We start from the raw sequence: 26,788 nt of genomic DNA on the forward strand, positions 1-26,788 counted from the left end.
CCGCGCTTAGAAGTCGAATTTGACCATGCGTTTCATGACGAAAATACCCGCGGAAAGCATGATCGCGCCAATGCCCAGCCAGATATGGCCCAGCGACGTGGTGACCAGCGGCTCAAGATAGCGGGGCGACACCACACTGACCAGAATGCCCACCACGAAAGGCAGCGAGCCGATAATGCCGGCGGATGCCTTGGCCTCGGACGACATGGCCTTGACCTTTTGCTTCATCTTCTTGCGGTTGCGCAGCACGCGCGCCAGATTGCCCAGGGCTTCGCTCAGATTGCCGCCGGCCTGCTGCTGCACGGTGATGACCACGACGAAGAAATTGACCTCGGGCAATGGTACGCGGTCGAGCAGCACCTGCACCGCCTCGGTCATGGACATGCCGAAGGCCTGCTGATCGAGTACGCGGGCGAATTCGGATTTCACCGGGTCCTTGGCATCCTTGGCGACGACGCGGATGGAATCGTTGAGCGGCAGACCGGTCTTGACGCCACGCACAATGGCTTCGACGGCATTGGGCAATTCATCGAGGAATTGATCCTGATATTTGCGGCGCTTGCGGCCGACATAGAAGCGCGGCAGCAGATAGGCCGCGGCGATGGCAAAGATGGCGGCGAAGTAGAATGGCACCTGCACCAACACCAGGATGAGGAACAGCACGACACCCAGGATGATGCTGTTGCGGATGAAGGCGGCCGGCTTGATGGTCATGCCGGCTTGGAACAGCAATTGGGGCAGCGTGAGACGCTTCTTCGCATTGAGCGCGTCTGTCTGGGTCTTGAGCGCTTGCTGTACGCTCTTGCGGCGCTGATCGCGGCTGCGCGCCGCATCCACTTCGAGGCGATTGACCCGCAGATCGCCCTGGAAGGCCTTGCGCCGCTTGTCTGCAGTGCTGTCGCCCAGCGCGGAAGGGACCAGGGCAAAGCCGGCGGCACCGACCGCGACCATGGCCAGGATGATGAGCAGGAGCGTGGTCATGAATCCAGCAGTTCGCGCTGTTCGATATTGGAGCGTTCGAGGGCTTCGACCAGATTGGCTTCCTCGTTGAAATAGCGGGCTCGCTCGGCAAATTGCGGCTTGGTGATGCCGGTCGAATGGTGGCGGCCCATGAGCATGCCCGACTGGTCTTCGCCCAGGATGTCGTAGAGGAAAATATCCTGGGTGACGATGACATCGCCTTCCATGCCCAGCACTTCGGTGATGTGCGTGATGCGGCGCGAACCATCGCGGAGGCGGGCGGCCTGCACCACGACGTCGATGGACGAGGTGATCATTTCGCGAATGGTGCGGCTGGGCAGGGAATAGCCGCCCATGGTGATCATGGATTCAAGACGGCTCAGGGCTTCGCGCGGGCTGTTGGCATGCAGTGTGCCCATGGAGCCATCGTGGCCGGTGTTCATGGCCTGGAGCAGATCGAAGGCCTCGGGGCCACGCACTTCGCCGACGATGATGCGTTCGGGCCGCATACGCAGGCAGTTCTTGATGAGATCGCGCATGGTGATCTCGCCCTCGCCCTCAAGATTGGGCGGGCGGGTTTCCAGCCGCACCACGTGGGGCTGCTGCAATTGAAGTTCGGCGGAGTCCTCGCAGGTGATGACCCGCTCGTCCTTTTCGATGAAGGCGGTGAGGCAATTGAGCAGGGTGGTCTTGCCCGAGCCTGTGCCGCCCGAAATCAGCACATTGGCGCGGACCCGGCCAAGGATGCGCAGCACTTCGGCCCCTTCGCTGGAAATGGAATTGTATTTGACCAGCTGTGGCAGGGTCAGCTTGTCTTTTTTGAACTTGCGGATGGTGAGGGCGGCGCCATCGATGGCCAGCGGCGGTGCGATGACGTTGACGCGGGAGCCGTCGGGCAGGCGCGCGTCGCAAATGGGGGAGCTTTCGTCCACGCGGCGGCCGACCTGGCTGACGATGCGCTGGCACACATTCATCAGGTGCGCGTCGTCGCGAAAGCGCACATTGGTGAGCTTCACCCTTCCGCCCACTTCGATGTAGCAACGCTGGGAGCCGTTGACCATGATATCGGCAATGTCGTCGCGCGCCAGCAAGGGCTCGAGCGGGCCATAGCCCAGAACGTCGTTGCAGATATCCTCAAGCAGGTCCTCCTGCTCGGCAATCGACATGATGATGGATTTGAGCGCGATGATCTCGGCGACGATGTCGCGGATTTCCTCGCGCGCCGCATCCTGATCCATGGTGGCGAGCTGGCTCAGATCGATGGAATCGATCAGGGCACTGAAAATGGCCGATTTGGTGTGGAAGTAATCCTTGTCGCGCTGCGTATCGACCGGGGTGCGGACATCGACCACCTCCTCGCTCGTGCGCATGCGGGCAGACATGGCGTCACTGTCAACACCACGGCGCGGGGCGGGGGCTTCGGAACGCAGCGGCGCGCTGGGCGCTGGACGTGTTTCGGCCAGGCCCGGCGTATTGCCACCAAATGTCGTGCGCTTGCCAAACATGTTCGTCCTATCCGGCCGATCGGAACCCGATCAGGCCCGCTTCTTGAGGAACGAAGGCAGCTTCATCAGGCTCGATGACTTGCCTCCGGCGTGAGACACCTGCCGTCCCGTCACCTGCATGCCGATGGCGCGGTAGATATCGTTGATCTTGCTGTTGGCGGCGACCTCGGCAATCATCTGCCCGTTATTGGCGGCAGTGCCGAACAAGGCCGCGTCGAACGGAATGGCGCCCAATAGCTGGCATTCGACCGAAGCGGCGAATTCGGCGGAGCTGATTTCGGGCCGGCGGGGCATGCCCATCTTGTTGAGCACCAGGTTAGGCATGGTCTCGGTGGGGCGCAGGGCCTTGATGGTGTCGGCCAGATTTTTGGCATTGCGCAGATTGGCGAGGTCCGGTTCGGCCACGATGACCACTTCGTCCACGGTCGCCAGGGTGTGGCGGATCCAGGCATTCCAGGCATGGGGAATGTCGAGCACCACGACAGGCATTGTGTTCTGGCTCATCTCGATGATCTGTTCGAATTCGCGTTCTTCGAAATCGAAGGTGCGATCGAGCGTGACCGGAGCCGTGAGCAGGTTGATATGGTTGGCTGCCTTGCTCATCAGGCGGTCCAGCATGGTCTGGTCGACCTTCTGGTTGGCCAGCACTGCATCAGCCAGGCCATGCGGAGGGTCCTGGTTGTAATTGAGCCCGGCGGTGCCGAAGGCCAGGTCCATGTCGAGGATGAGGCTATCCTGGCGCAGTGCAGTGGCAATGCCCCAGGCAACATTATGCGCCACGGTGGAGCCCCCTGCCCCGCCCTTGGCCGAGACAAAGCCGATCGTGCGGCCGATGGGAGCGCCCCCTTCGGCAGCGAACAGATCGGTGATGGCCGAGACGATCTGGCCCGAGGTGGCGGGCAACACTACATATTCGGAGACGCCGGAGCGGATCAGTTCGCGATAGAGCGGCACGTCGTTGACATGGCCAAGCACGATCAGCCGCGTGGAGGCGTCGCAGACTTCGGCCAGCCGCTCCAGCGCCAGCGGGATTTCGGACGGCGAGAGCGCGGTTTCCACGATGATCAGATTGGGTGTGGGGTTGGACTTGTAGGTCTCCACCGCACCTTCGATGCCGCCATTATGGGTGGTGAGCGCCACCTTGGACATGCGCCGGTCGTGAATGGCGCTTTCCACCAATTGGGCGGTCTGGGAATGCTCGCAAAAGGCCTGAATGGTGATGCGCGGGATCAGCCGGGCACCAGCGGAAATCTCGGCCGCGGCCTCTTCGCTCTTGGTTTTTTCGGGAGAGAGAAAACTCATCGTACTAAACTCCTGAGGCCGCGCTCAATCAAGCACGAAGCCGACAGATCCGTTAAAACCACCGCGCATTTCGATATTGCCGCCGACGCCGTAATTGCGCTCCATGCGGCCCAGGAAAATGGCTTCGGCATCGCTGGCGGCCTCGAACTTGTCGGTGGGCAGAATGGGCTGCTGGGTCATCGGCGCGGCCAGATAAGGTGTGACGATGATGACCAGCTCGGTCTGGCTGCGCTGGAAATTGCGTGAGCGGAACAGCGTTCCCAGGATGGGGATGTCGCCCAGGCCAGGCAGGCCCGAAATCTGCTGGCGCAGCTTGTCCTGGATCATGCCGGCAATGGCGATGGTCTGGCCCGGACGCAGCTCGATGGAAGTCTTGGCGCTGCGATTGTTGAAGCCGGGGACGGTTTCACCACCGATATTGAAGCCGGTTTCGGCGATTTCAGAGACCTCGGTTTCGACCTCGAGCCCCACCACGCCATTCGACTTGATGGTGGGCGTGAATTTGAGCTTCACGCCGAAATCCTTGAGCGTGTAGGTGCGGTTATTGGTGGCTGGGTCGATCGCCGAGAGAATGGGAATCTGCCCGCCGGCGAGGAATTCGGCCGGTTCGCCTGAAATGGCGGTGAGAACCGGCTCGGCCAGGGTACGGAGCGAACCGCGCTGTTCAAGCGCCCGCAGCTCGGCCGAGAGCGAGACATTGCCCGCCGAGAAGCCGCCGGTGACGCCATTGGGCAGGGTAGACTGCGTGCTGTTGATGCCGGCATTGAAATTGCCGATGGAGAGGCTGCCCGACAGGTTAATGCCGAGCTGCTTGACCGTGTCGCGCGACACCTCGGCCACGGTGACCTGCAGCATGACCTGCTGGGAGCCGGAAATGTCGAGAATATTGGCGACATTCTGCGGGTCGCCGGCAAACTGGACGGCCACCTGTTCGGCGCGCTCCCTGTCGTCGCTCGACAGCACCGTGCCGGTCAGCACGACACGGTTGGTCTCGTCACCCAGGGTCACCGATTCAACCCGAATATTGGAGCCGGGAATGACGCGGGCCAATGCCTCCTGGAGGGCATTGCCGACCTGGGATGGTTCCTTGATGACGCGGATATCGAGCACGGAAATGGTGCGGCCCTGGTCATCGAGGAAGAAAATGTTGGTGTCGCCACCCGAAATGCCCTGCACGATAGCGCGGGTGCGGGTGCGCATGATGGCAGCCGCGACCGCAGGCTGGGACACCACGACTTCGGCCACACCCGCGGGCAGATCGATGATGATGGACTTGTTGAGGTCGAGTTCCATCTGACGCGTGCCGCCATAGGCGGCCGATGAAATGGTTATCTGCGCCTCTTGGGCAGGCACCGGCTGGATCAGGGCAGCGCCGGTCAACAGCGCCATGATGGCGGGAGCCAGGAGCTTGCGGGACAGGGCGGAAACGGATGTGAACATGGTTGCCTCTCGCCCTATTGGGGCAACACTTGCGGCGCGGCGGCGCTGGCCGGCACATTAAGGGGAGGAGTGTAGAGATTGTCGGTCGTCTGCAGGCCCGTAGCGGCAGGCGGGTTGAAAACCTGGCCGCTGCTGGTCGAGCGCACGCTTTGTTCCCTGCCGAAACGGATCAGCCGGATCGATTGGCTGCCCCCGGCATCGGCCACGCTATTGTCCTTGAAATCGACCACCGAGCGCAGGGTCAGGCTGAGTTCGCCACGGGTGGCGGCATTGATCAGTATCTCGGCCTGGGGCGGCAGCAATTCGAGCGTGGCGATGGTAGCGTTGTCGAACACAACGGGCGTGGGCGAGCCCGTTGGCTCCTGGCCGGCCTCGGTGCCGGTAGTGCCCATTTCGCCCAAGCGCTTGCCAATGGCGAGTACCCGCACATTGGAGAGGATGACCTGGGATTGCTGGCCCATTTCGGTGGCGGTGGTCAGCACCACATCGACATGATCATTGGGGACGACGAAGCCACCGGCGCTGGAGACCGCCGTGACGCCGACCGAGACGCCACGCATGCCTTGGCCCAGCACAGCCGAGAGGTAGCCCTGGTCGGCGCGGACCAGCTTGGCCTCGCGGATCGGCTCGCCGGGGAAAAATTCAAACCGCACCACGGCGCCGGTCAGTTGCGTGGGGGCATCGGGCATGGCTGATGAGGTGACATATTCGGGGCGGACAGCGCCCTCGGGCCAATCCTGCCATTCCAGGCTCTCTGCGGTCAGGCGCTCGCCAATACCCACGGCGGTGCGCGCCACCAAGACCTGGGCCTTGGCTTCCTCGCGCACCACTTCGCTCACGACCTGCTCGGGCGCCGGGCGGCCGCCGCGGGTCACCAGAAATGCGGCCAGCCCGGCGGCGACGACTGCCACTAGGATCAAGATGAGACGCGCCGGCTTCATGCCACACTCCGCTTAGGCACAGAGCCGTTCTGGCCCAATTCCACGGTTGTGAGTGTGAGCCCAAAGGGTCAAAGTTTGGTTAACCGGACGTTTGCGAATTCAGTTAACGGGATGTAAATTTTAGAGAATTTGGTAATGGCTTGGGAAGGACAAGTATTGGGCGCGGGGACTTATTGATCTTTGCGGCGCTTACGGCCTGCAAGGCTCCGTCGAGGGCGCCTAGGCGGACAAGCGCTCGAAAATCACCGAGTTGGAATAGGTCAGGAGACCGGCCAACGCGAGAGCAATGCCGTACGGAATACCGGATTTGCGGTCATGCAACCGCTCGAGCCAACGATAGCGGGCGAGGAAGGGCGTGAGAGGAAGCCGGCGCAGGGCGAGGATCAACAGTGTCAATACGCCCCCCAGCACGGCGGCATAGACCAGATAAGGCAGCGTGAGGCCGAAGCCGAGCCAGAGCGCGGTCGCAGCCGCCAGCTTGGCATCGCCCCCGCCGACCCAGCGCAGGGCGAAAAAGGTGAAGCCGGCGACCAGGACGATCAGCGCCGCGACAACATGCATGGCAAATTGCTGCAGCGGCAGGTTGATGGCCATGGCCGTGATGCAAAAGCCGACCACCAGCAACAGCACGAGCTTGTTGGAAATGCGCATGGTCAACAAGTCAGAAGAGGCCGCGAAAGCCATGCCAAGCGGAAAAAACAACAATGCAATCGTGGCCATAGGAGCATCCCCAAAACGGCGCTGCTTCTGCCTTTGCGCCGTGGAGATAATGCGACGGGCGGCGTTAAAAAACGACAAAAAGGAAAGGGGAAAGCGACAAGCGCTTTCCCCTTTCCACGCGCTGCGGCACCGGGAGCCGGTGCCGCGCTACAATCCTTAGCCGTCAGCCGGCGGAGCGGCAGCACCAGTGGGCACGTCCACATTGTCGAGCCGCGTAGAGATGCCGGTAAACAGTTCGCTGAGGCTGCCACCCAGCAGGGTCGCGGCACCAATGATGGCAACGGAGATCAGAGCGGCGATCAGGCCGTATTCAATTGCGGTTGCGCCGGACTCGTCCTTGGCGAAACGTGCGAAAATAGTCATTCCCAGGCTCCTTTAAATAACGTCATCGGGTGACGCCGTCGTTCGACACGTCACACATCGAACATGAGGCAAAAACTAGTCGCGACTTGTTGCAATTGAGTTAATTGGTGCGGCCGCCGGATCGCGATTACGGCGCTGATTTCCGCATGATAATCAAAGCATTAATGAGATCGATGGCATCTTATCTATCGCCACGCCGCCAGGTGCCACTAAGTATAGAATCCGGCTTTACTTATCTGCTTTAGAGCCAGGCAGCATTGCCCGGCCATCATGCCCTGCGCGTGTGCGAAATATCCTGCCCGGGCCCTTGCTGGGTGTTTGTCAAAAAATTCACCATTCCAATGGAAAGTGGCAGGCATTGCGTCCTCGATGGCCGGATTGTCCCCATGCGTTTGCCCCCTGCTTTTGCCGCTTTGTTTCTGTTGCTGGCCAGCCCGGGCGGTGTCCATGCGGCTGACGGGCTGCCGATCGAGGTCAATGTCAACATGGCGCGGGTCTTGCGCATCAGTTCACCGGCCGCCACGGTGATCATCGGCAATCCCGGCATTGCCGACGTAACCATCCAGGACCCGCTGACACTGGTGCTGACCGGCAAAAGCTACGGGCAGACCAATCTGATCGTGCTCGACATGCAGGGCAATCCGATTGCCGACACCATGGTCGAAGTGGCGCAGATGCAGGCGGGGGTGATGACCGTCTATCAGGGACAAAACCGCACGACGCTATCCTGCGCGCCCACTTGCCAGCCCGTGATCATGCTGGGCGACGATAATTCCTTTACCGCACAGGCGCTGGCTTCGTCACAGGTCGTACAGTCTGCTGCGCAGTGAGCGGTTAACCGCAGCTTAACCTTCCGTGCGGACGGGGTGGCCCTTCGTAACCAAGGATTAGCCAAAGGCCCCTAGGGTGCGGCGACCAAACGCATGTGGGCTCATGATCAAGTCAACCGCATTCCTGCTCGGCAGAGCGACGCCGAGGAAAAGATGGCGGGCCTTCGCGCGCCATGAGGGTGCTGCGACGGTGATCGAATTTGCTCTCCTCGCAATGCCGTTCTTCGCCATCATGACGGCAATTCTGCAAACCTCGCTGGTCTTCATGTCCGGCCAGATACTCGAAAGTGCCGTGCAGGACGCCAGCCGGATGATCCGAACTGGCCAGGCGCAGCAGCGCAAGGACACGCTGGAATCATTCAGCAACAATATTTGCGACCGGCTTTATGGGCTGTTTTCCGATTGCTCGGGCCTGCATGTGCGGGTGTCGGTGGTGTCCAATTTCCAATCGGCGACGGTCGAGCCGCCGGTGGACTGGGCCTGCAAGACCGACAATTGCGGCTGGACCAAGGATGAGCACTATGCGCCGGGCGCTGGATCCAACGTGGTTCTGGTGCAGGTCTATTACAAATATCCGGTACTGCTGAACCTCAACTTTCTGGGTGGCTCGCTTGGCCTGTCCAATCTCAATGACGGGCGGCGCCTGCTGGGCGCAGTGACCGTGTTCCGCAACGAGCCTTTCACATGATCGGGACCTCGCAGATGCTCAAGCGATTGCTACGGCGCTTCGTCAAAGCTCAGGGCGGCGTCGCGGCGGTGGAGTTCGCGATGATCGTGCCGGTGATGCTGGCAGTTTATCTGGGGACGACCGAAGGCGGGGCGCTGATCACCATGGATCGCAAGGTGCAATCGGTTGCCGGCGCGGTGGGGGATCTGGTGGCCCGTGAGAACGGAACCATTTCCGGCACCACATTGCAGGATTACTTCCAGGCCTCGTCAGGCATTATGACGCCCTATACGACGACGGATATCAAGCAGATCGTCACCTCCGTGGAGGTGAAAGTGGACGGCACGACGAACGTGGCCTGGTCGCGCGAATATCTCAACGGCAACATGAGCGTGGGGACGACCTACCCGCAGAACCAGCCTTATGGCCGGGCCAGCGACATGGCCAGCATGGCCGATATCGCCAAGGGCAGCTATGTCATCGTTTCGGAAGCCAGCTATAGCTACAAGCCGCTCTACGGGATCGTCTTTGACACCGCCGTCAATCTCTATCGCCAGAGCTTTTACGTGCCGCGGTTCGGCGAGCCCATCGTTTTGAACTAGCCGTTGCACGTGCCTCCGGCGCGTGGCAAAAGCCAGCCAGCTTCCTCCCTCCTGGTGACAATTCCCATGACCGATACGCTCGTCCCTGTTTTTGATCTTGGCGGCGTGTTCGTCGACTGGAACCCGATGTATCTGTTCCGCAAGCTCTTCGAGAGCGAGGACGACGCGCTGTGGTTCCACCAGAATATCTGCACGCTGGACTGGAATCTGGAATTCGACGCCGGGGAGATCTATTCGGAGGGCGTGGCCAAGCTGATCACCCGCTTCCCCAAATATTGGCGCGAAATCCAGGCGTTCGACCTGCGCTGGAAAGAAACGCTGGGCGGGTTCATCCAGGGCACGATCGACATTCATGACGAGTTGATCGAGCAGGAAATTCCCACCTTTGCCATTACCAATTTCTCCTGGGAGAAATGGGTGAGTTGTCTCGGCGAATGGCCGTTCCTCGAAAAGTTCGATGGCGTGATCGTCTCGGGGCTTGAAGGCTTGGTGAAACCCGATCCGCGGCTCTATCGCGTGTTCTGCGAGCGCTATGGAATGGCGCCGGAAAGCTGCGTGTTCATCGACGATAGCGAGCCCAATATCATCTCGGCGCGCAAATTCGGCATGCACGGGATCCACTTCAAGGACCCGGTCATGCTGCGCAAGGAACTGATCGCGCTGGGCCTGCCGCTCAAGGCGAAGTAAGCAAGCCCGCCTATCATAGCGATATCGTCATTGCCCGGCCTGTCCGGGCAATCTATTTTTCAGCGGGCGCTGCAGCATGGATCACCCGGACGAGCCGGGTGATGACGATGGTGGAGTGGCCTTGCCGAACCGACCACCCTTTTGGATGACTTCGATCTGGTAGCCATCGGGATCGGCGACGAAGAAGAAACGCGCTACCAGCACTTCCTTGTTCATGAAATCCTTGAGCGGACGCGGATTGAACCCTTCGGCGGTGAAGCGGGCATGTTCGGCGTCGAGTTCATCGACCACCACCGCCAGGTGCCCATAACCATTGCCCAGTTCATAGGGCTCGGTGCGACCGAAATTGACCGTCAGTTCCAGCTCGAAATCGTCCTCTGTAGGATGGCGCAGATAGACCAGCGCGAAATCATCAAAGGCGATGCGTTCGGCCAGTTCCAGCCGGAAGGCGCGGCGATAAAAATCGATCGAGCGGGCCTCGTCGATGACGCGGATCATCGAATGGACAAGTTTGGCCATGGGCAGGAATCCTATTTCGTACCGTACATGCGGTCGCCCGCATCGCCCAGGCCGGGGATGATATAGCCCTTTTCGTTGAGATGGCTGTCGATGGAGGCGGTGAAGACCGGCACGTCGGGGTGGGTTTCGCCGAAACGCTTGATGCCCTCGGGGGCAGCGAGCAGGCAGAGAAAGCGGATATTGTTGGCGCCACGCTCCTTGAGCTTGTCGATGGCGGCGGTCGCCGAATTGGCGGTGGCCAGCATCGGATCGACCACGATGATCAGGCGATCTTCAAGATTGGACGGGGCCTTGAAGTAATATTCCACCGGCTCGAGCGTTTCGTGATCGCGATAGATGCCGATATGGGCGACGCGGGCGGCAGGGACCAGGTCGAGCATGCCATCGAGCAGGCCATTGCCGGCGCGCAGGATGGAGGCGAAAACCAGCTTCTTGCCCTTGATGGCGGGGGACTGCATCTCGGCCATCGGGGTTTCGATGGGGATCATCTCGAGTTCGAGATCGCGTGTGACCTCATAGCACATCAGATGGGCGATTTCGCGCAGCAGGCGGCGAAACCCCGCGATGGAGGTCTCCTTGTTGCGCATAATGGTCAGCTTATGCTGGATCAGAGGGTGATCAAGGACGGTCACGCTGCTCATAGGATCACCTGTCTATATTGTCGCTTCCGAACCGCAAAACCGCTGGCCACTTTTGCTGGAAACGCTCTGGTTAGAGAAAGCTCTTGCCATGGCGGCCGGGCGCGAGGCCGAGCCAATGGGCAATGGTTTCGCCAATATCTGCGAAGGTGGAGCGAATGCCAATCTCGCCCGCCGATACGCTTGGGGAAAAGAGCAGAATCGGGATCTGTTCGCGCGTGTGGTCAGTGCCGGGCCAGGTCGGATCATTGCCGTGGTCGGCCGTGAGGATCAACAGATCATCCTGCCTCAGCTTGGCGATCAGTTCGGGCAGGCGGGCGTCGAAATATTCCAGCGCCGCCGCATAGCCGGGCACATCGCGGCGATGGCCATATTCACTGTCGAAATCAACGAAATTGGTCATGATGAAGGCCTTGTCATCAGCCATTTCGAGCGCTTCGAGCGTCTTGTCGAACAGCTGGCCGAGGCCCGTGCCTTTTAGCTTATGGGTGACGCCGTGGGCGGCATAAATGTCGGAAATCTTGCCGATGGCGAAGACCTGGTTTCCGGCTTCCTTGTTGCGGTCGAGCAGGGTCGGCTCAGGTGGGGCAATGGCAAAGTCGCGGCGATTGCCGGTGCGTTTGAACGAAGCGGCGTCCTCACCCAGGAAGGGGCGGGCAATGACCCGGCCGATCTTGAGCGGCGAAGTCATCCAGAAAGCGATTTCACAGACCCGATAGAGCTTTTCGAGGCCGAAATGGGTTTCATGGGCCGCGATCTGGAAGACGCTGTCGATCGAAGTATAGACGATGGGCTTGCCCGAACGAATGCTCTGCTCGCCCAATTCGGCAATGATCTCTGTGCCCGAGGCGTGTCGATTGCCCAGGACGCCCGGCAGCTCGGCCTTTTCGATCAGGTCGGCGATCAGTTCGTCGGGAAAGGTCGGCACGGTTTGCGGGAAATAACCCCATTCAAAGGGCACAGGCACGCCGGCGATTTCCCAATGGCCGGAAGGGGTGTCCTTGCCCTTGCTGACTTCGCGGCCCACGCCGAAGCGGCCGCCCTTGGGCGTAGCGGAAAGGTTGGGCGGCAAGGTTCCGGTGGAAAGTTTTATCGCGGCACCGATGCCGAGGGCATCGAGATTGGGCACGTTGAGCGGCCCGGAACGCAGGCCGGCCTTATCGGCTTTGCCAGCCGCGGCCCATTCGGCGATGTGACCAAAGGTGTTGGAGCCGGCATCGCCATAGGCGGCAGCGTCGGGGGCGCCACCAATGCCGACGCTATCGAGAATGCACAGAATGGCGCGGGGCATGGGCTTACTCCGTTGGCGCGAGGCGCGCGGCAATGAGATCGTGGCGCGGGGCTGCTTCACCCAAGCGATAGGCAGATTTGAGGCGGGCTTCGGCATCGGCTGCGGAGGCTTCGTCGCGGGCGTGGATGCGGGCGATGGGGGTATGGCTGTCAACCGTGTCGCCAAGGCCGAGCAGGCGGTCGAAGCCGACTGTGTGATCGATGCTGTCGCTGGGCATGGTTCGGCCGCCGCCCAGGGCGACCACGGCCATGCCGACGCCTTTGGTGTCGATTGCGGCAATAGTGCCCTGCCCCGTGGCGAAGACGTCGCGGATGATCGGGGCGGGGGCCAAATGGGTGTCCATCCGCTCGACGAAATCTGAAGCCCCCCCAAGGGCGCTGACCATTTTGGCGAAGCGCTCGGTGGCGCGGCCGCTATCGAGTGCATCATCCACCAGTTTGCGGGCGGCGATGACGCTGTCGGCAAGGCCGGTCATGGCAGCGACTTCTGCGCAGAGGGCGAGGGTGACTTCGCGCAGGCGGGTGTCCTGATGCTTGCCGGTGAGGAAGTCGACCGCATTGCGGACTTCCAAACCATTGCCAGCGGCGGAGGCCAGTGGCTCGTTCATGTCCGTGATGAGAGCTGATGTTTTGAGGCCTGCGCCATTGGCAACGGTCACAAGGCTTTGCGCGAGATCGCGGGATTTTTCCAGCGTCGGCATGAAGGCACCCGAGCCGGTTTTGACGTCGAGGACCAGTGCGCCCAGGCCCGCGGCGAGCTTCTTGGAGAGGATGGAGGCGGTGATCAGCGAAATGGATTCGACCGTCCCCGTCACGTCGCGGATCGCGTAGAGCGTTTTGTCGGCGGGGGCGAGGTCAGCGGTCTGGCCGATAATGGCGCAGCCGGCTTCCTCAACCACTTTGCGGAACAGGGCATTGTCGGGGCTGGTGGCATAGCCGGGGATGGCATCGAACTTGTCGAGCGTGCCGCCGGTATGACCAAGGCCTCGGCCCGAGATCATGGGCACGTAGATGCCGATAGCGGCCAGGATCGGCGCAAGCATGAAGCTGACATTGTCGCCGACGCCGCCGGTGGAGTGCTTATCGGCGACGGGGCCGTCGAGATCGGACCAATCGAGCACGGTGCCGCTGTCGCGCATGGCCAGGGTCAGCGCAACGCGCTCGGGCATGGACATGTCGTTGAAATAGACCGCCATGGCAAGGGCCGCGGCCTGGGCGTGGGAGACCGTGCCATGGGTGAAACCATGAATGAAGGCGGCGATCTCGCCGGCGGAGAGGGCGTGGCCGTCGCGTTTTTTGGCGATGACTTCTTGGGGGAGGAAGACCATGGATGGCTCTTTTTGTTTAGGGGATACCCCCTCCTAACCTCCCCCTGATAGGGGCAGGGATGGCTCCACTCTTGTGGCACGATCGCGTCATAGGCACCGGGCGGTCCCTCCCCCTATCAGGGGGAGGTTAGGAGGGGGTACTCCGATCCCCGGACCTACGCCCCGTACGGAATCCAGACATTCTTGACCTGGGTCGCCTTGCTCAGGAAATAGTCGCCCTCGAAGCGTCGATCGGCCAGATCGTAGTAGAGGCCGCGGCTGGTCCAGGTTTGCTTGAGATTGGTGATCGAGGCTTTTTCGACCATGGCGGAGGCTTCGGCGGAACCGGCAAACCACATTGCATCGACGCCATCATGCTCGGCCAGGGTCTTGGCCAGGCTGACACTATCGCCGGTGACGATGTTGACCACGCCATTGGGCACGTCGGAGGTCTCGATGACCTGGTAGAGATCGGTGATGGATAGCGGCGACTGGCTCGAGGGGACCAGCACAACAGTGTTGCCCATGGCCAGCGCCGGGGCGATCAGGGCAATGGAGCCGAGCAAAGGACGCGATGGCGGGGCGACAATGCCCATGACGCCGAGCGGCTCAACCATGGCGGCGGCGACGGCGCGCAGGGGCGGATTGTGGACCGCGCCATCATATTTGTCGGCCCAGCCGGCAAAGGCGAAGAGGCGTTCGACCGAGAGGGCGACTTCGGCAGTACCATCTTCGCCAGTCTGCGCCTTGATGCGGGCGGCAAACTCGTCGCGGCGGTAGTCGAGATTTTCCGCGAGGAAATAGAGGATTTGGGCGCGGGTATGGGCAGCCGTTGTCGACCAGCCGAGCGCGGCACGGGCGGCTTCGACGGCGTTGCGGACGTCCTTGCGATTGCCTTCGCCCACTTCGCCAATGGTCTGGCCTTTGGGATCGAGCACGGGGCGATTGTAGGCGCTGTCGGGGCGGGATTGCTTGCCGCCGATATACATCTTTGCGGTCTGGTCGAGATGGCCGCTATCGAGCGGATTTTCGGCCTTCGCCGGCGCCGCCTTGGCAGCGGGAGCCAGTTTCAGCTCCTTTTCCCAGGCCGGCTTGAGATAGGCACTCATGCCTTCGCGGCCACCTTCGCGGCCGAAGCCGGATTCCTTGTACCCGCCGAAACCGACCGCAGCGTCGAAATTATTGGTGCCATTGATCCAGACCACGCCGGCCTTGATCTTGGGGGCGATGTCGAGGGCGAGATTAATGTTCTCGCTCCAGATCGTGGCGGCGAGACCATATTTGGTGTTGTTGGCCAGCGCCACAGCTTCCTCCGGTGTGCGGAAGCTCATGGCGACCAGCACGGGCCCGAAGATCTCCTCGGCCACCAGCGTATTGGCGGGGGAGACATTGGTGACGAGAGCCGGCTTGAGGAAACAGCCATTGGCAGGGACCGGGCCATCGGCCTCGTAGACCAATGCGCCTTCGGCCACGCCGCGCTTCATCAGATCGCGAATGCGTTCGACCTGCACCGGGGCGACCAAGGCGCCGATGTCGATGCTCTTGTCGAGCGGATCGCCGACGCGCAGGCTTGCCATGCGGGTCTTGAGCTTGGCGATGAAGCGGGTTTCGATGCTTTCCTGCACCAGCAGGCGCGAGCCGGCGCAGCAGACCTGGCCCTGATTGAACCAGATGGCGTCGACCAGACCTTCAATGGCGCTGTCGATATCAGCGTCTTCGAAGACGATGTAGGGCGACTTGCCACCTAACTCGAGGCTGAGGCCCTTGCCGGTGCCGGCCGTGGCGGCGCGGATGGCCTTGCCGACCTCGGTCGAGCCGGTAAAGGCGATCTTGTCGATACCTTCATGAGAAACAATGGCTTGGCCGGTTTCGCCCTGCCCCGTCACGATATTGACCACGCCCTTGGGCAGGCCGGCGCGGTCGCAGATTTCGGCGAACAGCAATGCGGTCAGCGAGGTGAATTCGGCGGGTTTGAGGATGACCGTATTGCCGGCAGCGAGGGCCGGGGCGATCTTCCACGCCAGCATCAGGAGCGGGAAATTCCAGGGGATGATCTGGCCGCAGACGCCATAGGGGACGGCGTCGGGGAATTCGCGGGATAGGTGCTGGGCCCAGCCGGCGTGATGGTAAAAATGACGCGCTACCAATGGGATATCGACGTCTCGGCTTTCGCGGATCGGCTTGCCATTGTCCATGGTTTCGAGCACGGCGAAGAGCCGGGAATGCTTCTGGATGGCGCGGGCGATGGCGTAGAGATACTTGCCGCGCTCGTAGCCGGACAGCGCGCTCCACGGCTTGAAGGCGGCGCGGGCGGCTTTGACGGCGGCGTTGACGTCTTCGGCGGTGCCCTCGGTGATATCGGCCAGTTTTTCGCCATTGGCGGGGTTTTCGCTGGCAAAAGTCTTGCCCGGCTTGGTCCATTTGCCGTCGATGAAATGGCCGAATTTGCGGCCGTGGCTATCGAGCCAGGCATTGGCCTGATCGGGCAATTCGGGGGCCGGACCATATTCAAGTGATTGAAAAATCTGTGCAATCTTGTTCATGTCACACCATCGGCTGGCGGTAGTCGGCGGCATAGTGTCCGGTTAACCCGTGTTCCAGCTGACGCTCGATATCGGTTAACAGACTGCTAGCGCCGAAACGGAATAAATGCGGTTGAAGGTAACGCGTTCCGAGTTCTTCCTTCATCAGCGCCATGTATTTCAGCGCGTCGCCCGCGGTGGCGATGCCGCCGGCGGGTTTGTAGCCGATTTCGATGCCGGTCTCCTCACTGAACCAGCGGATCATGCGGATCATGGTCAGGCTGGTGACGAGATTGGCATTGACCTTTTCCTTGCCGGTCGAGGTCTTGATGAAATCGGCGCCGGCCATCATGCAGACCAGCGACGCTTTGGCGATATTGGTTTGGGTGGCCAGTTCGCCCGTGCCCAGAATGGTTTTGATATGGGCGTCGCCGCAGGCCTTGCGGAAGGCTTTGACCTGATCGTAGAGCGCTTGCCAATCGCCGCGCAGGACCATGCCGCGTTCGATGACGATGTCGATTTCCCTGGCGCCGTCGGCGACCGAGAGCTCGATCTCCTTGAGCTTGGTTTCGAGCGGGGCGAGGCCATGCGGGAAGGCGGTGGAGACAGCAGCGACGGGGATGCCGGTGCCTTCGAGCGCGGTCACCGCGGTCTTGACGAAGCTATGATAGACGCAGACGGCGCCGGGCAGGATGCGCAGGCCGGGAATGTCGAGCTTGTCGAGAATGTCGGTGCGCAGGGGATGGCGCGCCTTGGCGCAGAGGCGGGTGACGCGGCCGTCGGTGTCGTCGGAATTGAGCGTGGTCAGATCGATCAGCGTGATGGCCTTGAGCAGCCAGGCCAGCTGATAATCCTTTTTGACGGTGCGGCGCGCGCCGATGGAGCCGGCGCGGCGTTCGAGCGCCGAGCGGTTCATGCGGACGTTGTTGACCCAATCGAGATCAAGCGGGAAGCCCGGATTGCGCTTATGCGGGGTATGGGGCTCGGGGTTGTCTACAACGCGTAAGCTCATAGTTCCTCCACCAGCGCTGGTATGAGCTTTTTCAGCTTCTCTGCGCCTTGTACCGCCATGGTCTTGGTGTGTTCATGGCTGATGTTCTCGCTCGACAGACCCGCGCCCATATTGGTAATGGACGAGCAGGCCCAGACCTTCATTCCCAGGAAACGCCCGAGAATGACTTCGGGTGCCGTGGACATGCCTACGGCATTGGCGCCCAGGCGAATGGCCATCTGGATTTCGGCGACCGTTTCAAAGCTGGGGCCAGAATACCACAGATAGATGCCTTCGCCGACCTTGATATCGAGGCGTTCGCCCAGGGCAATCGCCTTGGCGCGCAGATCGGGAGCGTAGCAATCGACCATATTGACGAAACGGCGGTCGGTGGGTTCACCGATCAGCGGGTTCATGCCGGCATAATTGATGTGATCGGAGAGCAGCATCAGATCGCCGGGGCGGAAGCGCTCGTCGAGCGAGCCGGCCGAATTGGTCAGCAGCAGGGTCTTGGCGCCGAGTTCGGCCATGGCTTCGAGCGCGGGGCGCATGGCGGCGGCATTGCCGTGTTCGTAATAATGCTCGCGGCCGGTGAGCACGGCGACGCGCTTGCCGCCCATCGTGCCGATGAGCAGGTCGCGGCCATGGCCTGAGACGCCGCCGCCGGGGAAGCCCTTGAGCTCGGAATAGGGAATGGTGACCTTGTCAGCCAGAAGCTCGCCAATGGCCGAGAGGCCCGAGCCGAGCACGATGGCGGCCTCGATGGGCTCCTTGCCGGCGATTTTCTGGATAGTCTTGGCGGCTTTGGTCATGGTGTGAATTCCAAAAGAAAGGGACCCCTCATCCGCCCCTGCGGGGCACCTTCTCCCCCGGGGGGAGAAGGGGGGCACAGTGGTTGGTCAGGCGCTGGGTCACTTGCCCAGGAACTCGGGTCCAAATGAATGCGGCAGCAATTCGCCTAGCGTCATGACCAGCGGGGTGCCATCGACCCCATGCGAAATGACCTCGACATCGAGGTCGGCGAATTCGCGGATGCGTTGGCGGCAGCCGCCGCAGGGGGTGACCGGGGTCGTGCCTGGGCCGGTGACATAGATGCGCCTGATGCGTTTGCCGCCGCCGGCCAGCATGGCGGCGATGGCGCTGGGTTCGGCGCAATTGCCGACGGGATAGGCGGCGTTTTCGACATTGCAGCCGGCATAGATCTTGCCGTCATCGGCAAGGATGGCGGCGCCGACATGGAAACCCGAATAGGGCGCATAGGCCTTGGCGCGAACGGCTTCGGCGGCGTCGAACAGGGCTTTGTCGGTATTGGTTAGAGACATCGCATATCCTATCAGTAGACTTCATCCTGAGCCCGTCGAAGGACGAGGTCGTGGCACCCAGGCCTCCACTTGCTCGACCTCGTGGTTCGACAAGCTCACCATGAGGTCTTTTGGGGATCGGTCCCCTAACGCTCCTTGGTATAGGCAACGCCGCCGGCTTTGGGGCCAACTGCCTTGCCGATGAAACCGGCCAAGAGGATCACGGTCAGCACATAGGGCAAAGCCTGAATGGCCTGAACCGGGATTTCCACCCCGCCCAGCCGCGCGCTCTGCAGGCGAATCTGCAAGGCATCGAGGAAGCCGAACAGCAGGCAGGTGAACATGGCGGGCACCGGCTTCCACTTGGCAAAGATCAGAGCGGCGAGCGCGATATAGCCCTTGCCGGCGGTCATATTGTTGCCGAAGCCCGAGCCTTGGGCGATGGAGAAATAGGCCCCGGCGATGCCGCAGAGCAGGCCGGTTATGATCACCGCCTGGTAGCGCAGCTTGACCACCGAAATGCCGGCCGTGTCGACGGCCTTGGGGCTTTCGCCCACGGCGCGCAGGCGCAGGCCGAAGCGGGTGCGATAGAGCACATAGGCGGTGACGGCCACCATGAGGAAGGCGATATAGACCAGGATGTAATGGCCCGAAATCAGCTCGTAATAGATCGGGCCAATGATGGGGACGCCCGCCACTTCATTGGCGAATGGCAGGTTGATGGGCACGAAGCGCCCACCTTCGCCAAGGGGAGGCGTGCGGCCGCCCTGGGAGAACCAGGTCTGGCCCAGGAACGTGGTGAGGCCCGCAGCCAGCATGTTGATGGCGACGCCGGCAATGAGCTGATTGCCGCGCAGGGTGATGGCGGCGACGCCTTGCAGCAACGCGGTCGCCAGCGACACGGACATGCCGGCGGCAAGGCCGATCCAGGCCGAGCCGGTAATGGCGGCGACAGCGCCGGCAGCAAAGGCTGCGGCCAGCATCTTGCCTTCAAGGCCGATATCGAAGATGCCCGCGCGTTCAGAATAGAGGCCGGCCAGACACGCCAGCAGCAGCGGGGTGGAGAGGCGGATCGTCGCGTCCAGAATGGAGAGAATGGCGGAAAGGTCCATGTCAGCTCTCCGTCTTGGCGGTTGAGGCGGCGATAGCATCGGCCTTCTGTTCGGGCGAGAACAGCATGAAGGCGCGTTCGAGCGCGGGGCGGAACAGGCCTTCCATGGCGCCGGTAAACAGGATCACCAGAGCCTGGATCACCACGATCATTTCGCGGGTAATGCCGGGGATGACGAATTGCAGCTCCTGCCCGCCCTGATAGAGCGCGCCGAACAGCACAGCAGCAAGCGCGATGCCGATGGGGTGGTTGCGGCCCATCAGCGCCACGGCGATGCCGACAAAGCCGGCGCCGGCGACGAAATCGAGCACCAGCCGGTTTTGCACGCCCATGACTTCGTTGATCGCCACCATGCCGGCCAGAGCGCCGGAAATGGTCATGGTGATCATGATCATGCGGGAATTGGAAATACCGGCATAGCGCGAGGCTGTGGGGTTCTGGCCTAGCACGCGCATGGCATAGCCGAATTTGGTGTGCCAGATCAGGATATAGACCCCGATCAGCGCGGCGATGGCGATGACGATCGACAGGTTGACCGGCGAATAGCCGAAGAAGGAGAAGAACTGGCGCAGTTGCGGCACGCGACCGGCCACGTCGATGGTTTCGGACTCAGGGGCCATCGTGCTGGCGGGCTTGAGCACGCGATTGACCATGTAGACCATGAGCGCGGCGGCGATGAAATTGAACATGATGGTGGTGATGACCACATGGCTGCCGCGCTTGGCCTGGAGCCAGCCGGGCACGAAAGCCCAGAAGCCGCCCACCGCACCGGCCGCGATCACGGCCAGGGGCATGGCGATCAGCCAATGGGTCTGGTCGAGCGCCAGGGCCACGACGATGGCGCCGAGGCCCGCGACATAGGCCTGGCCATCGCCACCGATATTGAACAGCCCGGCATGGGCGGCAACCGCCACGGCGAGGCCGGTAAAGATGAAATTGGTCGCATAATAGAGCGTGTAGCCGACGCCCTCGCCATAGCCGAAGGCACCATAGATGATGACCTGGATGGCGTGGAACGGATTTTCGCCGACAAACAGCACGACCAGCCCGGACACGATCAGCGCCAGCAGCAGATTGATAGCGGGCAGCAGGGCAACGTCCGCCCAGCGGGGAATGGGTCTGCGGGCGCTCACGGTTTAGTCTCCTGGCCGGCTGCGCCGGGGCCTGCGGCCGCCTTATCGTTGATGCCGGCCATCATCAGGCCCAGTTCGCCTTCGCTGGCACTGGCGGGATCGGCTTCGCCGACGATGACGCCGTCGAACATGACGATGATGCGGTCGGCCAGCGAGCGGATTTCGTCGAGTTCGACCGAGACGAGCAGAATGGCCTTGCCCTCGTCGCGCATCTTGATGATTTCATTATGGATGAATTCGATGGCACCGATATCGACGCCTCTTGTGGGCTGGCCGATGACCAGCACATCGGGATCACGCTCCATCTCGCGGGCCAGCACGATCTTTTGCTGATTGCCGCCGGAGAAGAGCGAGGTCTTGAGATTAATATTGGCGGGGCGGACATCGAACAGCTTGACGTGTTCGGCGGCGCGCTTCTTGGCGGCGCCGATATCAAGGAAGGGCCCCTGCCCGTAATCGGAACTGTTCTGGTAGCCCAGAATGGCATTTTCCCATTCGGAGAAATTGGTGACGAGCCCCATGCGCTGGCGATCTTCAGGCACATGGGCAAGACCAGCGGCGCGGGCGCGGGCGGCGCCGTCATCGCCCTTGAGCGAGAGGGCATCGCCGTTGAGGATGACATTGCCGGACGCCTGGTCGCGCATGCCGGAAACGGCTTCGAGCAGTTCGGATTGGCCATTGCCGGAGACACCGGCAATGCCGACGATTTCGCCGGCACGGACGGCAAAGCTCACATCCTTGACCCGGGTAATGCCCATATCGTCCTTGACGACCAGGTTCTGCACTTCGAGCAGCGTCTTGCCCGGCTTGGCCTGGTCCTTTTCGACGCGCAGCAGCACGCGGCGGCCGACCATGAGTTCGGCCAATTGCTCGGGGCTGGTTTCGCTCGTCCTTACGGTGGCGACCATCTGGCCCTGGCGCATGACCGAGACACTATCGGTAATGGCCATGATCTCGCGCAGCTTGTGGGTGATCAGGATCACCGTCTTGCCCTGCTCGCGCAGGGTGCGCAGCACGCGGAACAGATCGTCGGCTTCCTTGGGGGTGAGCACGCCCGTGGGCTCATCCAGGATCAGCGTTTCGGCGCCGCGATAGAGGGCTTTGAGGATTTCGACGCGCTGCTGCTGGCCCACCGAGATATCCTCGATGATGGCGTCGGGATCGACCTCGAGGTCGTATTCATGCTCCAGCCGGTCCAGCTCCTTGCGGGCGCGATCCAGGCTTGGCTTGAGGAAGCCGGAATCTTCGGCACCGAGCACGATGTTTTCCAGCACGGAGAAATTGTCGACCAGCATGAAATGCTGGTGCACCATGCCGATGCCCAGTGACAGCGCATGGCTGGAATCGGTGATGGACTGCACTTGGCCGTTGACGCGGATGGTGCCGCTATCGGCGGTGTAGAAGCCATAGAGGATGGACATCAGCGTGGACTTGCCGGCGCCATTCTCGCCCACAATGCCGTGGATGGTGCCGCGGGCGATGGATAGATCGATGTCCTTATTGGCGTGAACCGCGCCAAATCGCTTGTTGATCTGCTCAAGCTCGATCGCCCAGCCATTGGCCGGCGCCGATGCAGCGGCCGTTTCCGGCCGCTGCGGGTTCATGTGATCACCACTCATCCAGCTTGGCTTAGAGCGGGCAGGTCGAGTCGGTGGTGTAGTCGTGGACCGCGATCTCGCCGGCGATGATCTTGGCCTTGTAGTCCTCGGCGGCGGCGATCATTTCGGGGGTCAGCAGGGCCTCATTGTTGTCATCGACGGCGTAGCCGACACCGTCTTCGGCCAGGCCCATAATGGTCAGGCCGGGCTTGAAGGTGGCATCGTCAGCCGCTTCGGTCAGAGCGGTCTTGACCGCGACGTCGACGCGCTTGACCATGGAGGTCAGCACCGAGCCGGGCTGCAGATAGTTCTGGTTGCTGTCAACGCCGATGGAGAACTTGCCGGCATCCTTCATTGCCTGCAGCACGCCCAGACCCGAACCGCCGGCGGCGGCGAAGATCACGTCGGCGCCGGCATCAACGCCTGCCTTGGCCAATTCACCGGCCGTGACCGGGTCGTTCCAGGCGGCGGGAGTGGTGCCGGTGTAGTTTTCGATCAGCTTGATATCGGGATTGGCAGCCTTGGCGCCCTGGGCGTAGCCGCAATAGAACTTGTGAATCAGGGGGACGTCCATGCCGCCGATAAAGCCGACAGTGCCGGTTTCCGACTTGAGGGCCGCGAGAACGCCGACCAGGTACGAGCCGGTATGTTCGTCAAAAATGATCGACTGCACATTGGGTGCGTCCACGACGGTGTCGATCACGACGAAATTGGTGTCCGGGAATTCGGTGGCAACGGCGGTGAGCGCTGCGGTCCAGGAGAAGCCGGCCATGACGATCGGGTTGGCACCCTGGCCAGCAAAACGGCGCAGGGCCTGTTCGCGCTGGGCGTCGTTCTGCAATTCCAGATCGAGGAAGGAGCCACCGGTTTCGGCCTTCCAGGCCTCGGCGCCATTATAGGCGGCTTCGTTGAACGACTTGTCGAACTTGCCGCCCAGATCGTAGATCACGGCCGGATCGGCGAGCGCCACCCCGGTCAGCATGGCGCTCAGCGCGACACCGCCTGCGAGGGCCTTGGTGAACATGTTGAATTTCATGAATAGTCTCCCTGTCTCGCACATGAGCGAAGGCGCTTGCAGCCAACGGACAATCCCTGTGCGCTAAAAGGGATACAATCGTGCAAATGGCCTGCCCGCAAGAGGGAAAAAGGCAATTTTTTCCGAATGGTCAAAATTTGGGCGCATAGTCCACAGGCAAGGCGGCGTGGGCGTTTGCGCCTTGTGCGGGGCGATGCGCTAGCCCGGGTTCAGCAGGGAAGCGAACAGGTCGGCCAGATTGAGATCGGCATAAAGCACTGCCAGGACGGCAAGCGCGGCGATGGCGAACAGAGCAAGCGTATCTCGGGTGCGGGCGGTCATGGTTACAATTTGGCCGGTATTTGCGGGGCGTTGTTAATGCCTCAGTAACCCGGAAACGCAGTGCCGATTGTGATGGTTTTGCGGCAGAGCTTGGCGTGGTTAGGGATGGGTTAAGGCGCCCATTCCAGCGGCAGCGGGGTGACCTTGGCGCCCATGGCGGTGCCGAAACGTTCGAAGAAGCCGTCAATGACCTTCTGGGCGGAATTGCCGATAATGGCTTTGCCCAGGTTCATGATCTGGCCGGAAGCGCCGCCCTGGGCGGAAAAGAGCAGATCGGTTTGTTCACCGGCATCGCTGAGTACGATGTCGGCCGCCCCTTCGGCCAGACCCAGCAGACCGCCCTTACCCTTGCCGGCCAGCGTATAGCTTTTGGAGGGCATGATGTTGGACAGGGTCAACCCGCCCTTGAACACGGGATGGATGACGCCGAGATTGACCTTGATCTCGAGGTCGAGGGTTTTTTCGCTCGACCATTCTATTCTGTGGCAGCCGGGAATGGCGGCCTTGAGCATGGCAGTATCGTTGAGCGCCTCCCAGACTTCTTGCCGTGGCGCGGCGATGATATAGTGGCCGCCAAAATCCATTATCCCGCTCCCGCCGGAGGGCACGAGCCGGCCGCCCCATTGTGGCCTGAATGCCCATAGAAACAAATACTTGCCAGCATGGTGGCCCCGCTATTTGACGTGCGGCTTTTTCGCACCAATATGGCCTAAATAGTTGTGTCGCAGATATGTGGCAATTGTCATCCTGCGGCGCAGGGTCAATCTATGGCCCTGAAGGCACGCATTCCGCCGCATCGGCGTCAGATCACGGGGAGCAAAACATGGCCAACGAAGTCACATCAGCACCAGCAGCCACGCTTGCAGAGAAGCCGCTGCAGTATCTGGATAAAGCGGTCAGCGCGATCCGCGACCTGGGCATCTGGCCCGAACAGCAGGGCGAACAGCCGATCACGGGCCTGCTCAGCCAGATCACCGAATTGGATGAAACCCGCGTGGTGCTGATCGGCCGCACGCTGAGCCAGGCGAGCGCCTTCAACGAAGTGGTGCGCGAGCAGATCGCCGCCATGAAGATCGGCGAGCGCTATGAAGAGATCACCAAGGGGTTCGATTCCATCCGCGACGATGCCAAGGGCATGGTCGACCAATTGGCGGACAATAAAATCGATCTGCTGGAGCGCGCCTCCAATGTGTGGATGAAGGTCAGCCGCGGCGATATCGCCCAGCGCTTCAACAAGATCCGCGACATTTACCTCGATGTCACCAAGGACACCAAGGACCAGATCGACCGCGAGCAGACCATTCTCGAGGCCTATCGCGATTTCCGCGGTGCGCTGAAACAGTCCGAAGTGATGGCGCTCGAAGTGCTGGGCACCGCCGAAAAGCGGCTGGAAGAGAAGAAGAACATTTTGCAGACGGCCTCTTCGGCAGTTGCGGCTTATGCTGGTACGGCCCCGGCCGATCGTGCCCGCCTCGAAATGGATCGCGACGAAAAGCTGCGCGACATGCAGAACGAGGAAAAGCGCTACCAGATCGCCAAGGACCTCTCGGACAATCTGACCATTTCCTACAATACGTCGGAAGTGGTGATGGCGCGGCTGATGCAGACCACCAATGCCAAGGAGCGCGTCTATCAGCAGTCGATCAGCTTCTTCTCGACCAATGAGACAGTGCTGACCGCGCTTTCGGCCTCGTTCACCGGCATGTTCGGGCTGCATGAATCGACCGAAACGCTCAACGCGATGAAGGAGGGGATGAGCAAGAGCCTCGAAACCCTTTCCGAGATCGGCGACAAGGTGCAGGAAGAAGCCGTCAAGGCCGGCTATGGCCCCACAGTGCGCGCCGACGCAGTCAAGAAGCTGGTGGATTCGGTGGTCAATTTCCAGGAAAAGAGCCGCACCATCATCAACGAAATGCGGATCGCCTCGACCAAGAATTCGGCCGAAATCCGCGATGCGGTGGAAGATGGCAAGCGGCGCCTGGCGGCTTTGGCTGCCGATGGCAATGCCTTGCTGCTCGAAACCAAGAACTGATGCGGGGCCTGCCCCATAGGTGAGCTCAAGCCATGAGTGACGTGACAGCGAAGCCCGCTGCGCCCCTCGATGAAGTGATGCTGGCGATGGATGTGGTGGATACACTGCGCCATCGCCAGGATCTGGCCACGCGCGAACTCGACGGGATTTCCCGTGAGGCGCAGCTCATCGACAAGCTGCGGGATATCTATCACCAGCAGGGCATCGAAGTGCCCGACCATATCCTCAAGGAAGGCGTGGCGGCGCTGGCGGAAAGCCGGTTCGTTTATGATCCGCCCAAGCCGGGCTTTGGCACGACGCTGGCGCGGCTCTATGTGAGCCGCAAGCGCTGGGGCAAGCCGGCCATGGCCGTGCTGCTCGCCTTGGTGGTGCTGGGCATCGGCTATTTCGGCGTGTGGCGGCCCTATCAGGCGGGGCAGGCCGAGCAGGCACGGGTGGAACTGGCCGAGGGCCTGCCGGCGCAGATGGATGGGCTCTACCAGACGATTTTCGAAGAGACCAAGGTGCAGACGGCCGTGGTGCAGGCTGAAGCCATCCGCAGCCGCGGCAAGGCCTTTGCCGCCGAGGCGAACCGCGCCGGCGCCGAGCAGGCGGTAGCCGACCTGACGGCATTGCGCGATACGCTGCGCCAGCAATATACGCTGCGCATCGTCAACCGCGCCGATGTGCAATCGGGATTCTGGACGACGCCTGAAGTCAATATCGACGCGACCAACTATTATGTCGTGGTGGAGGCGGTCGACCCGTCCGGCAATGTCCTGTCGCTGCCAATCCTCAACGAAGAGAACGGGCAGACCGAGACGGTCAATATCTGGGGCGTGCGGGTGCCTGAAGTGGTTTACAACGCGGTGGCCGCCGACAAGCGCGACGACGGTATCATCCAGGCCAATGAAGTGGGCCGTAAGGCCGATGGTTTTCTCGAGGTGGAATATAACATGCCCGTTCTTGGCGGCGCGGTGACCCGGTGGTGAC

Annotated in this window: 27 protein-coding genes; 6 read left to right on the forward strand and 21 right to left on the reverse strand. The window is 61.6% G+C overall.

Translation table 11 applies throughout. The features are described from left to right. Window positions 1-6 precede the first annotated feature (6 nt). The 7 genes from FF80_RS20380 to FF80_RS20410 all read right to left on the reverse strand — a co-directional run bounded on the left by FF80_RS20380 (window position 7) and on the right by FF80_RS20410 (window position 7,231). Window positions 7-981, reverse strand: a complete 975-nt coding sequence (locus FF80_RS20380; protein ID WP_035103735.1) for a type II secretion system F family protein — start codon at window positions 979-981, stop codon at window positions 7-9. Continuing rightward, a complete protein-coding gene (locus FF80_RS20385; RefSeq protein WP_035103737.1) occupies window positions 978-2,465 on the reverse strand; it encodes a CpaF family protein in 1,488 nt (495 codons plus the stop codon). Before FF80_RS20385 ends, FF80_RS20380 begins: the two co-directional genes overlap by 4 nt. 30 nt (window positions 2,466-2,495) lie before the next feature. Further along, entirely contained in the window at window positions 2,496-3,767 is a 1,272-nt protein-coding gene (locus tag FF80_RS20390) for an AAA family ATPase (protein ID WP_035103739.1), read from the reverse strand. 24 nt (window positions 3,768-3,791) lie between these two features. After that, window positions 3,792-5,207 (reverse strand): type II and III secretion system protein family protein, encoded by a 1,416-nt coding sequence (locus FF80_RS20395; RefSeq protein ID WP_035103740.1) that lies wholly within the window; start codon window positions 5,205-5,207, stop codon window positions 3,792-3,794. A gap of 14 nt (window positions 5,208-5,221) precedes the next feature. Continuing rightward, on the reverse strand, window positions 5,222-6,148 hold the full coding sequence (cpaB, locus tag FF80_RS20400) for a Flp pilus assembly protein CpaB (RefSeq protein ID WP_052153811.1): 927 nt from the start codon (window positions 6,146-6,148) through the stop codon (window positions 5,222-5,224). Between the two features lie 219 nt (window positions 6,149-6,367). Further along, window positions 6,368-6,868, reverse strand: a complete 501-nt coding sequence (locus tag FF80_RS20405) for a prepilin peptidase (protein WP_035103741.1) — start codon at window positions 6,866-6,868, stop codon at window positions 6,368-6,370. A 156-nt stretch (window positions 6,869-7,024) separates the two neighbouring features. Then, window positions 7,025-7,231, reverse strand: a complete 207-nt coding sequence (locus tag FF80_RS20410; protein WP_035103742.1) for a Flp family type IVb pilin — start codon at window positions 7,229-7,231, stop codon at window positions 7,025-7,027. 386 nt (window positions 7,232-7,617) lie between these two features. Between FF80_RS20410 and FF80_RS20415 the strand changes: the two genes are divergently transcribed. The 4 genes from FF80_RS20415 to FF80_RS20430 all read left to right on the forward strand — a co-directional run bounded on the left by FF80_RS20415 (window position 7,618) and on the right by FF80_RS20430 (window position 10,017). Continuing rightward, on the forward strand, window positions 7,618-8,061 hold the full coding sequence (locus FF80_RS20415; RefSeq protein ID WP_052153812.1) for a pilus assembly protein N-terminal domain-containing protein: 444 nt from the start codon (window positions 7,618-7,620) through the stop codon (window positions 8,059-8,061). Between the two features lie 190 nt (window positions 8,062-8,251). Then, complete coding sequence (locus FF80_RS20420) at window positions 8,252-8,749, forward strand: TadE family protein (protein WP_052153813.1); 498 nt, start codon at window positions 8,252-8,254, stop codon at window positions 8,747-8,749. Continuing rightward, a complete protein-coding gene (locus FF80_RS20425; protein ID WP_035103743.1) occupies window positions 8,746-9,330 on the forward strand; it encodes a TadE/TadG family type IV pilus assembly protein in 585 nt (194 codons plus the stop codon). Before FF80_RS20420 ends, FF80_RS20425 begins: the two co-directional genes overlap by 4 nt. 66 nt (window positions 9,331-9,396) lie before the next feature. Continuing rightward, a complete protein-coding gene (locus tag FF80_RS20430) occupies window positions 9,397-10,017 on the forward strand; it encodes an HAD family phosphatase (RefSeq protein WP_035103745.1) in 621 nt (206 codons plus the stop codon). Window positions 10,018-10,098: 81 nt separating this feature from the next. Here FF80_RS20430 and FF80_RS20435 read toward each other — a convergent pair whose 3' ends face one another. The 14 genes from FF80_RS20435 to FF80_RS20495 form a co-directional block, all read right to left on the reverse strand. Next, complete coding sequence (locus tag FF80_RS20435; RefSeq protein ID WP_052153814.1) at window positions 10,099-10,536, reverse strand: VOC family protein; 438 nt, start codon at window positions 10,534-10,536, stop codon at window positions 10,099-10,101. An 11-nt stretch (window positions 10,537-10,547) separates the two neighbouring features. Then, window positions 10,548-11,177, reverse strand: coding sequence for a uracil phosphoribosyltransferase (gene upp / locus FF80_RS20440; RefSeq protein ID WP_035103746.1), 630 nt, complete (start codon window positions 11,175-11,177; stop codon window positions 10,548-10,550). A 70-nt stretch (window positions 11,178-11,247) separates the two neighbouring features. Then, window positions 11,248-12,465, reverse strand: a complete 1,218-nt coding sequence (locus FF80_RS20445) for a phosphopentomutase (RefSeq protein ID WP_035103748.1) — start codon at window positions 12,463-12,465, stop codon at window positions 11,248-11,250. Between the two features lie 4 nt (window positions 12,466-12,469). Further along, a complete protein-coding gene (gene deoA, locus FF80_RS20450) occupies window positions 12,470-13,792 on the reverse strand; it encodes a thymidine phosphorylase (RefSeq protein ID WP_035103750.1) in 1,323 nt (440 codons plus the stop codon). A gap of 155 nt (window positions 13,793-13,947) precedes the next feature. Beyond that, a complete protein-coding gene (locus FF80_RS20455) occupies window positions 13,948-16,314 on the reverse strand; it encodes an aldehyde dehydrogenase family protein (RefSeq protein ID WP_035103753.1) in 2,367 nt (788 codons plus the stop codon). A gap of 1 nt (window position 16,315) precedes the next feature. After that, complete coding sequence (gene deoC / locus FF80_RS20460; protein WP_035103756.1) at window positions 16,316-17,305, reverse strand: deoxyribose-phosphate aldolase; 990 nt, start codon at window positions 17,303-17,305, stop codon at window positions 16,316-16,318. Then, window positions 17,302-18,096, reverse strand: coding sequence for a purine-nucleoside phosphorylase (locus tag FF80_RS20465; protein ID WP_035103759.1), 795 nt, complete (start codon window positions 18,094-18,096; stop codon window positions 17,302-17,304). The genes deoC and FF80_RS20465 overlap by 4 nt, the downstream gene beginning before the upstream one ends. A gap of 99 nt (window positions 18,097-18,195) precedes the next feature. After that, window positions 18,196-18,606: a cytidine deaminase gene (locus FF80_RS20470; protein WP_035103762.1), complete on the reverse strand. Its 411-nt coding sequence runs from the start codon at window positions 18,604-18,606 to the stop codon at window positions 18,196-18,198. A 125-nt stretch (window positions 18,607-18,731) separates the two neighbouring features. Next, window positions 18,732-19,697 carry an ABC transporter permease gene (locus tag FF80_RS20475; protein ID WP_035103765.1) on the reverse strand — a complete coding sequence of 322 codons (966 nt, stop codon included), beginning with the start codon at window positions 19,695-19,697 and terminating at the stop codon, window positions 18,732-18,734. 1 nt (window position 19,698) lies between these two features. Continuing rightward, window positions 19,699-20,829, reverse strand: a complete 1,131-nt coding sequence (locus tag FF80_RS20480) for an ABC transporter permease (protein WP_035103768.1) — start codon at window positions 20,827-20,829, stop codon at window positions 19,699-19,701. Further along, complete coding sequence (locus tag FF80_RS20485) at window positions 20,826-22,433, reverse strand: ABC transporter ATP-binding protein (protein ID WP_052153815.1); 1,608 nt, start codon at window positions 22,431-22,433, stop codon at window positions 20,826-20,828. Before FF80_RS20485 ends, FF80_RS20480 begins: the two co-directional genes overlap by 4 nt. Before the next feature lie 25 nt (window positions 22,434-22,458). Beyond that, window positions 22,459-23,409, reverse strand: a complete 951-nt coding sequence (locus FF80_RS20490; protein ID WP_052153826.1) for a BMP family ABC transporter substrate-binding protein — start codon at window positions 23,407-23,409, stop codon at window positions 22,459-22,461. 252 nt (window positions 23,410-23,661) lie between these two features. Next, the gene (locus FF80_RS22365) at window positions 23,662-23,784 is read right to left on the reverse strand and encodes a hypothetical protein (RefSeq protein ID WP_280113917.1); all 123 of its coding nucleotides are present in this window, start codon (window positions 23,782-23,784) and stop codon (window positions 23,662-23,664) included. Window positions 23,785-23,894: 110 nt separating this feature from the next. Beyond that, on the reverse strand, window positions 23,895-24,368 hold the full coding sequence (locus FF80_RS20495; protein ID WP_035103770.1) for an SRPBCC domain-containing protein: 474 nt from the start codon (window positions 24,366-24,368) through the stop codon (window positions 23,895-23,897). 239 nt (window positions 24,369-24,607) lie between these two features. Here FF80_RS20495 and FF80_RS20500 point away from each other — a divergent pair, with 239 nt between their 5' ends. Both FF80_RS20500 and FF80_RS20505 read left to right on the forward strand, forming a co-directional pair. Continuing rightward, the gene (locus FF80_RS20500; protein ID WP_052153816.1) at window positions 24,608-25,816 is read left to right on the forward strand and encodes a hypothetical protein; all 1,209 of its coding nucleotides are present in this window, start codon (window positions 24,608-24,610) and stop codon (window positions 25,814-25,816) included. A 32-nt stretch (window positions 25,817-25,848) separates the two neighbouring features. After that, window positions 25,849-26,787: a DUF6384 family protein gene (locus FF80_RS20505; protein ID WP_035103771.1), complete on the forward strand. Its 939-nt coding sequence runs from the start codon at window positions 25,849-25,851 to the stop codon at window positions 26,785-26,787. The last annotated feature ends 1 nt before the right edge of the window (window position 26,788 follow it).

The organism is Devosia sp. LC5 (assembly GCF_000735585.1).
Taxonomy (GTDB): domain Bacteria; phylum Pseudomonadota; class Alphaproteobacteria; order Rhizobiales; family Devosiaceae; genus Devosia.

What these genes read in the sequence shown, in the direction of transcription:
- deoC (WP_035103756.1), bottom strand. Translation starts at nt 17,305, where the DNA reads ATGAGCTTACGCGTTGTAGACAACCCCGAGCCCCATACCCCGCATAAG.
- FF80_RS20425 (WP_035103743.1), top strand. Translation starts at nt 8,746, where the DNA reads ATGATCGGGACCTCGCAGATGCTCAAGCGATTGCTACGGCGCTTCGTC.
- FF80_RS20395 (WP_035103740.1), bottom strand. Translation starts at nt 5,207, where the DNA reads ATGTTCACATCCGTTTCCGCCCTGTCCCGCAAGCTCCTGGCTCCCGCC.
- FF80_RS20385 (WP_035103737.1), bottom strand. Translation starts at nt 2,465, where the DNA reads ATGTTTGGCAAGCGCACGACATTTGGTGGCAATACGCCGGGCCTGGCC.
- FF80_RS20435 (WP_052153814.1), bottom strand. Translation starts at nt 10,536, where the DNA reads ATGGCCAAACTTGTCCATTCGATGATCCGCGTCATCGACGAGGCCCGC.
- FF80_RS20500 (WP_052153816.1), top strand. Translation starts at nt 24,608, where the DNA reads ATGGCCAACGAAGTCACATCAGCACCAGCAGCCACGCTTGCAGAGAAG.
- FF80_RS20475 (WP_035103765.1), bottom strand. Translation starts at nt 19,697, where the DNA reads ATGGACCTTTCCGCCATTCTCTCCATTCTGGACGCGACGATCCGCCTC.
- FF80_RS20415 (WP_052153812.1), top strand. Translation starts at nt 7,618, where the DNA reads ATGCGTTTGCCCCCTGCTTTTGCCGCTTTGTTTCTGTTGCTGGCCAGC.
- FF80_RS20380 (WP_035103735.1), bottom strand. Translation starts at nt 981, where the DNA reads ATGACCACGCTCCTGCTCATCATCCTGGCCATGGTCGCGGTCGGTGCC.
- FF80_RS20390 (WP_035103739.1), bottom strand. Translation starts at nt 3,767, where the DNA reads ATGAGTTTTCTCTCTCCCGAAAAAACCAAGAGCGAAGAGGCCGCGGCC.
- FF80_RS22365 (WP_280113917.1), bottom strand. Translation starts at nt 23,784, where the DNA reads ATGACCGCCCGCACCCGAGATACGCTTGCTCTGTTCGCCATCGCCGCG.
- FF80_RS20430 (WP_035103745.1), top strand. Translation starts at nt 9,397, where the DNA reads ATGACCGATACGCTCGTCCCTGTTTTTGATCTTGGCGGCGTGTTCGTC.
- FF80_RS20495 (WP_035103770.1), bottom strand. Translation starts at nt 24,368, where the DNA reads ATGGATTTTGGCGGCCACTATATCATCGCCGCGCCACGGCAAGAAGTC.
- FF80_RS20405 (WP_035103741.1), bottom strand. Translation starts at nt 6,868, where the DNA reads ATGGCCACGATTGCATTGTTGTTTTTTCCGCTTGGCATGGCTTTCGCG.
- FF80_RS20485 (WP_052153815.1), bottom strand. Translation starts at nt 22,433, where the DNA reads ATGAACCCGCAGCGGCCGGAAACGGCCGCTGCATCGGCGCCGGCCAAT.
- FF80_RS20505 (WP_035103771.1), top strand. Translation starts at nt 25,849, where the DNA reads ATGAGTGACGTGACAGCGAAGCCCGCTGCGCCCCTCGATGAAGTGATG.
- deoA (WP_035103750.1), bottom strand. Translation starts at nt 13,792, where the DNA reads ATGGTCTTCCTCCCCCAAGAAGTCATCGCCAAAAAACGCGACGGCCAC.
- FF80_RS20445 (WP_035103748.1), bottom strand. Translation starts at nt 12,465, where the DNA reads ATGCCCCGCGCCATTCTGTGCATTCTCGATAGCGTCGGCATTGGTGGC.
- FF80_RS20465 (WP_035103759.1), bottom strand. Translation starts at nt 18,096, where the DNA reads ATGACCAAAGCCGCCAAGACTATCCAGAAAATCGCCGGCAAGGAGCCC.
- cpaB (WP_052153811.1), bottom strand. Translation starts at nt 6,148, where the DNA reads ATGAAGCCGGCGCGTCTCATCTTGATCCTAGTGGCAGTCGTCGCCGCC.
- upp (WP_035103746.1), bottom strand. Translation starts at nt 11,177, where the DNA reads ATGAGCAGCGTGACCGTCCTTGATCACCCTCTGATCCAGCATAAGCTG.
- FF80_RS20455 (WP_035103753.1), bottom strand. Translation starts at nt 16,314, where the DNA reads ATGAACAAGATTGCACAGATTTTTCAATCACTTGAATATGGTCCGGCC.
- FF80_RS20490 (WP_052153826.1), bottom strand. Translation starts at nt 23,409, where the DNA reads ATGCTGACCGGGGTGGCGCTCGCCGATCCGGCCGTGATCTACGATCTG.
- FF80_RS20470 (WP_035103762.1), bottom strand. Translation starts at nt 18,606, where the DNA reads ATGTCTCTAACCAATACCGACAAAGCCCTGTTCGACGCCGCCGAAGCC.
- FF80_RS20410 (WP_035103742.1), bottom strand. Translation starts at nt 7,231, where the DNA reads ATGACTATTTTCGCACGTTTCGCCAAGGACGAGTCCGGCGCAACCGCA.